The organism is Streptomyces sp. NPDC059853 (assembly GCF_042731495.1).
Lineage (GTDB): Bacteria > Actinomycetota > Actinomycetes > Streptomycetales > Streptomycetaceae > Streptomyces.
In genome coordinates, this window is the sequence record NZ_JBHWJL010000333.1 from 1 (window position 1) to 5,337 (window position 5,337).

General features: G+C 72.3%; 6 protein-coding genes and 1 tRNA gene. 3 read left to right on the plus strand and 4 right to left on the minus strand.

Annotated features, from left to right (window positions below):
- On the minus strand, positions 1–209 hold a 209-nt coding region (locus ACFV5N_RS24235; RefSeq protein WP_385603628.1), incomplete at its 3' end, for a helix-turn-helix domain-containing protein.
- 256 nt (positions 210–465) lie between these two features.
- Here ACFV5N_RS24235 and ACFV5N_RS24240 point away from each other — a divergent pair.
- Both ACFV5N_RS24240 and ACFV5N_RS24245 read left to right on the plus strand, forming a co-directional pair.
- Complete coding sequence (locus ACFV5N_RS24240) at positions 466–1,257, plus strand: phosphatase (protein ID WP_019435688.1); 792 nt, start codon at positions 466–468, stop codon at positions 1,255–1,257.
- Positions 1,258–1,267: 10 nt separating this feature from the next.
- Positions 1,268–2,209, plus strand: a complete 942-nt coding sequence (locus ACFV5N_RS24245) for a GNAT family N-acetyltransferase (RefSeq protein ID WP_385603631.1) — start codon at positions 1,268–1,270, stop codon at positions 2,207–2,209.
- Between the two features lie 63 nt (positions 2,210–2,272).
- Here ACFV5N_RS24245 and tesB read toward each other — a convergent pair whose 3' ends face one another.
- The 3 genes from tesB to ACFV5N_RS24260 all read right to left on the minus strand — a co-directional run bounded on the left by tesB (position 2,273) and on the right by ACFV5N_RS24260 (position 3,788).
- Entirely contained in the window at positions 2,273–3,166 is an 894-nt protein-coding gene (gene tesB / locus ACFV5N_RS24250; protein ID WP_385603634.1) for an acyl-CoA thioesterase II, read from the minus strand.
- A gap of 78 nt (positions 3,167–3,244) precedes the next feature.
- Positions 3,245–3,318, minus strand: a tRNA-Met gene (locus ACFV5N_RS24255).
- 44 nt (positions 3,319–3,362) lie between these two features.
- A complete protein-coding gene (locus ACFV5N_RS24260; RefSeq protein ID WP_385603636.1) occupies positions 3,363–3,788 on the minus strand; it encodes a Fur family transcriptional regulator in 426 nt (141 codons plus the stop codon).
- Positions 3,789–3,946: 158 nt separating this feature from the next.
- Between ACFV5N_RS24260 and ACFV5N_RS24265 the strand changes: the two genes are divergently transcribed.
- Positions 3,947–5,337: catalase (locus tag ACFV5N_RS24265; protein WP_385603639.1), on the plus strand; the 1,391-nt coding region annotated here is incomplete at its 3' end.

Here is a 5,337-nt window from a genome sequence, read left to right on the forward strand (position 1 = left end):
GGCAGGTCGAGCGCCTCGGCCAGCGCGGCGACGGTGAAGAAGGCGGGGGTCGGGGCCCGGCCGGACTCGATCTTCCGGAGCGTCTCCGGGGAGACCCCGGCGGCCATCGCGACCTCGGTCATGCTGCGTCCGCCGCGCGCCTCCCGCAGCAGCAGGCCGAGCTGCCGGCCGCGCTCGCGCTCCTCGGGCGTCAGGGGGTTGCGTACCATGCCCGTGATACTAATACCGGTATAGGAATTGGCGCGACCCCGGGAGGAAGCGCCCGCCGGGGTGGAGATCACAACCGACGCGGACCTGGACGCCTTCCACGCCGACCGCGACGGCTGGACGCCGCGCACCGACGACGGCGCGCGCGCCGCCCCCATCGCCCTCACCGACGCAGGTCCCAGCATCCGCACGCTGCCCCGAGATCACAGCTCGGCGACAGGGCACCCCACCACACCCCGCCCGGGCGATACTGGCCGTATGCCGCCCCTGTCCTACGTGCCCTCCCGCCCGGAACTGACCGAACACCTCATACGCGCCCGGATCGCCGGGGACGTGGCCACCCCCCGGGAGAACAACCTCTCCCACTACCGGGAACTGGCCAACGGCAACCGGCACTACTGGCTCGGCCTCGAACTCGGCGACCGCTGGGCGGACGAGCAGGACGTGCTGGCCGTCATGGCCGAACGCTGCGGCGTCAACGAGGACCCCGAGCACCGGCAGGGCCAGGACACCATCGACCCGGAGCTGACCATCGACGCCCTGGAGCGCGCGGCCACCACCCTGCGCAAGGCCGCCGACGGCCGGCAGCGGGTGCTGCTGGCCACCGGGCACCCGGGCGGCCTGCTGGACGTGCACGCCCGCACCGGCTTCGCGCTGGCCGCCGCCGGCTGCGACATCGTCAAGGTGCCGATCGGGCTCACCGCCGACGAGGGCGTGGTCGCGCAGATGGCCGGGGTGGCGATGTACGAACGCGGCGCGACCCTGTGGCACACCCACTCCCCGCACCCGATGGCGGCCATCCTCGACGCCCTGGCGGCGGACGGCCAGGCACCGCCGGACCTGGTGGTCGCCGACCACGGCTGGGCTGGCTGCGCCGCGCAGTACGGCATCGACGCCATCGGCTACGCGGACTGCAACGACCCCGCGCTGTTCCTGGCCGAGGCCGAGGGCACCCTGTCGGTCTGCGTACCGCTGGACGATCATGTGACCAATCCGCGCTACTACGAGCCGATGACCGCCTACCTCCTGCACGCGGCCGGTCTCGCGTAGGCTCCCGGGCGTGACGTCCGTGACGCGTACGAGCACGAGCACGAGAACGCCCGGAGAGACCCGGCTGCGGGCCCTCGACCGCCTGCTGCCGGCCGTCCACGCCCTGCCGGAGCCCGCCGAGGGCGACATCACCTTCACCCTCCCGGGCGCCGAGGCCCGCTACCGGCGCCGCCGCCTGGACCCGGAAGCGTACGAGGCGAGCTGGTCGGCGCTCGACCGGCACCAGTTGCACGCCCGGCTCACCGGACCCGACCCGGCCCGCGCGCTGGACGGGCTGCTGGCCGCCTGGGACAGGCGGATGGCCGCCGGGGGCCACCCGGCCGGGGACGGCGAGGCGGTGTTCACCTGGCCGAGCCGGGACACCGAGGTCACCCCGGTGCTGCTGGCCCACGGCTTCACGCCGAAGACGGTGACGGCCGTCCGCACCACGGGCGCGCACCCCCCGGACACCGCACCGCCCCGCCCCGGCGATCCGCTGGTCAGACCGCTGTCACCGCGCGCACCCGGCGAACTCGACCGGGCGGTCGCGCTGTGGCTGGACGGGCTGCGCTGGGACGAGCAGTTCGGCGGGACGGTACGGCGCGAGGCGTCCGGCCGGCACGCCCGGCAGCGGCTGGCCGACCCCGCCGCCTGGGTGTGGGTCGCCGAACGGGACGGGCGGGTCACCGGGCTGCTGCACGCCGAGCCGCCCGCGAACGCCGCCTGGCCCGCCCGGCTGACCTCCGGCCGCCGCGCGGGCTATCTCGGCACCCTGGTGGTGGAGGCGGCCGACCGCGGCGCCGGTACCGGTACGGCCCTGGTCCGCACCGCCCACCTGGCCCTGGCCGAGGCGGGCGCCACCCACACCCTGCTGCACTACGCGGCCCTCAACCCGCTGTCCGGCCCGTTCTGGCACCGCGCGGGCTACCGTCCGCTGTGGACCACCTGGGTCCGGCGGCCGGCGCCCCGCTGACGGCGCGGCCCTCCCCCTACGCCGCGCCGTACCGGTGCGGCACCGGCCCACCGGCCGGGGCCGCTACGCGCTCTCCTCCCGGGGGACGCGGACCACGCCCTCCTGGATCACCGACACCGCCAGCTGCCCGTCCCGGGTGAAGATCCGCCCCCGGGCGAGCCCGCGCCCACCGCCCGAGGCCGGCGAGTCCGTGTCGTACAGCAGCCACTCGTCCGCCCGGAACGGCCGGTGGAACCACATCGCGTGGTCCAGGCTCGCGCCCACCACATCGCCCACCGACCAGCCGCCGCGCCCGTGCGCGAGCAGCACCGAGTCCAGCAGCGTCATGTCCGAGACGTACGTCGCCAGGCAGATGTGCAGCATCGGGTCGTCGCGGTCGCCGTCCAGCTTCCCGTTGGTGCGGAACCACACCTGTGAGCGGGGCTCGCGCCGCCGGCCCGCCGTCGCGAACGGCGGCTCCGCCACGTACCGCAGGTCCACCGCCCGCCGCGCCTCCAGCAGCAGGTCCGCCACCGAGGGGTCCGCGAACCGGTCCGCGTACCGGCGCAGCACCTCCTCGCCGTCCGGCAGCGTCTCGGGGTCCGGGGCCTGCGGCATCGGCTCCTGGTGCTCCAGGCCGTCCTCGGGCAGCTGGAAGGACGCCGACAGATGGAAGATCGGCTGCCCGTGCTGGACCGCGACCACCCGGCGGGTGGTGAAGGAGCGGCCGTCGCGGATGCGGTCCACCGTGTAGACGATGGGGGCGCCCGGGTCGCCGCCGCGCAGGAAGTAGGAGTGCAGCGAGTGCGGCAGCCGGTCCGGTTCGACCGTGCGGCAGGCGGCGACGAGCGCCTGGGCGGCGACCTGGCCGCCGAAGACCCGGGGGATGACCGAGGGGTGACTGGCACCCCGGAAGATGTCCTGCTCGATCCGCTCAAGATCGAGCAGATCGAGAAGATACTGAAGAGTAGCGTCCATGGCGTCGATTCTCCCCGTTCGCCCGGCGAACGTGCGAAGGGCCCGGATCCTGATCGGATCCGGGCCCTTCGGCTTCCGTAGCGGGGACAGGATTTGAACCTGCGACCTCTGGGTTATGAGCCCAGCGAGCTACCGAGCTGCTCCACCCCGCGTCGTTGTGTCTTTACTGTAGCGTCCGCGACCGCCCGGGAGCAAATCAGCCGCCGGGGGCGCCCGAACACACCGGGCAGCTGCCGTAGTAGGTGACGGCGACGTCGGAGACGGTGAAGCCGTACCGCTCGTCCTCCGGCAGCGCGCGCAGCGGGTCGGTGGTGAGCCGTACGTCACGGATGGTGCCGCAGCCGGAGCAGACCAGGTGCTGGTGCGGGTGGTGCGCGTTGGGGTCGTACCGCTTGGCACGGCCGTCGGTGGTGACCTCGATGATCTCGCCGAGGGCCACCAGTTCACCCAGGGTGTTGTAGACGGAGGCGCGCGAGATCTCCGGCAGGCGTGCGACGGCCCGCGCGTGCACCTCGTCGGCCGTGTAGTGGACATGCTCCCCGTCCAGTACCTCGGCGATGACACGCCGCTGCGCGGTGAGCCGCCAGCCCCGGTCCCGGAGTCGTTGTAGCAGGTCACTCATGGTTCCACCCTAGCGCGAGCCTCCCGGGGGCCCGACCTGGTACGAGTTCGGGCCGCGTCTTGACTTGGACAAAGTCCAATATAGGATCGGTTTCAGCGGAGGCCAAGAGTCCGCACCGAAGTCGCCGAGGAATGCATGAACGAAGGGCGTGAACAGGGATGACCGACCAGACCGCGGCGGGACCGCTCACCACGGAGGCCGGGGCGCCGGTAGCCGACAACCAGAACAGCCAGACGGCGGGCGCGGGCGGCCCGGGCCTGATCCAGGACCAGCTGCTCATCGAGAAGCTGGCCCACTTCAACCGGGAACGCATCCCCGAGCGCGTCGTGCACGCGCGCGGCGCCGGCGCGTACGGCACCTTCACCGTCACGGCCGACGTCACCCCGTACACCCGGGCGAAGTTCCTGTCGGAGATCGGCAAGGAGACCGAGGTCTTCCTGCGCTTCTCCACCGTGGCCGGCAACCTGGGCGCCGCCGACGCCGTCCGTGACCCGCGCGGCTTCGCGCTGAAGTTCTACACGGAGGACGGCAACTACGACCTCGTCGGGAACAACACCCCGGTCTTCTTCATCAAGGACGCCATCAAGTTCCCCGACTTCATCCACACCCAGAAGCGCGACCCGTACACCGGCTCCCAGGAGGCGGACAACGTCTGGGACTTCTGGGGGCTGTCGCCCGAGTCCACCCACCAGGTGACCTGGCTGTTCGGCGACCGGGGCATCCCGGCCTCCTACCGGCACATGGACGGGTTCGGCTCGCACACCTTCCAGTGGACCAACGAGGCCGGCGAGATCTTCTGGGTCAAGTACCACTTCAAGACCGACCAGGGCATCAAGAACCTGACCTCGGAGGAGGCCGCGGTCCTGGCCGGCCAGGACCCGGACAGCCACCAGCGCGACCTGCGTGTCTCCATCGAGAACGGCGACTTCCCGACCTGGACCGTGCAGGTGCAGATCATGCCCGAGGCGGACGCGGCCACCTACCGCTTCAACCCGTTCGACCTCACCAAGGTGTGGCCGCACGCGGACTACCCGCCGATCGAGATCGGCAAGCTGGAGCTGAACCGCAACCCGCAGAACATCTTCGCCGAGGTCGAGCAGTCGATCTTCTCCCCGCACCACTTCGTGCCGGGCATCGGCCCCTCGCCCGACAAGATGCTCCAGGGCCGGCTGTTCGCCTACGGCGACGCCCACCGCTACCGGGTCGGCATCAACGCCGACCACCTGCCGGTCAACCGCCCGCACGCCACCGAGGCCCGCACCCACGGACGGGACGGTGTGATGTACGACGGCCGGCACGGCGGCGCGAAGAACTACGAGCCGAACTCCTTCGGCGGCCCCACCGAGACCGGCCGCCCGCTGTGGGCGGCGACCCCCGTCACCGGCACCGCCGACGGGCACGAGGCCCCCTCGCACGCCGAGGACGACGACTTCGTGCAGGCCGGCAACCTCTACCGGCTGATGTCGGAGGACGAGAAGGAACGCCTGATCAACAACCTGGCCGGCTTCATCGCCCAGGTGTCGCGGGACGAGATCGCCGAGCGCGCGAT

Coding starts and splice junctions, on each gene's coding strand:
- ACFV5N_RS24240 (WP_019435688.1), top strand. CDS start 466: ATGCCGCCCCTGTCCTACGTGCCCTCCCGCCCGGAACTGACCGAACAC.
- tesB (WP_385603634.1), bottom strand. CDS start 3,166: ATGGACGCTACTCTTCAGTATCTTCTCGATCTGCTCGATCTTGAGCGG.
- ACFV5N_RS24260 (WP_385603636.1), bottom strand. CDS start 3,788: ATGAGTGACCTGCTACAACGACTCCGGGACCGGGGCTGGCGGCTCACC.